At 52.0% G+C, this 333-nt stretch carries 1 protein-coding gene; it reads right to left on the bottom strand.

Annotated elements, in window-relative coordinates; genetic code table 11:
* The coding region (locus ACTHTK_RS10265; protein WP_440379750.1) for a 6-phosphogluconolactonase at positions 1-164 on the bottom strand (164 nt) is incomplete at its 3' end.
* Positions 165-333 lie beyond the last annotated feature (169 nt).

Raw genomic sequence — 333 nt, 5'->3', positions numbered from 1 at the left:
TTTTGCGACAAAGCCTCGAAAAACGCAATCGGCGAACGACCGCCGGAAACAGCCAAAACCGCATGGCCTTTCTCAATCAACGCGGTTTGTAATGCAGCGGCAACGGCATCAGCGAGAGACTGCGCGGCAGTTGCAGCGTTTTCTTGTTCGTGACAAACAAACATGTTTCGTCCTTTCATGGTTTCAGACGGCCTTTTGTTGGAAAACAAGGCCGTCTGAATGAAATATTATTGCTCTTCGTGCCACTTGTTGCCGTCACGCGCCAACAGCGCGCGCGCAGCTTCAGGACCCCTAGAATGGGCTTAGTAAGCATGCGGAGGCGTTGTTTTGTTC

Source organism: Neisseria sp. P0006.S009, from assembly GCF_051962915.1.
GTDB lineage: Bacteria > Pseudomonadota > Gammaproteobacteria > Burkholderiales > Neisseriaceae > Neisseria > Neisseria subflava_E.
This window is presented reverse-complemented; position numbering and strand designations above follow the sequence as displayed.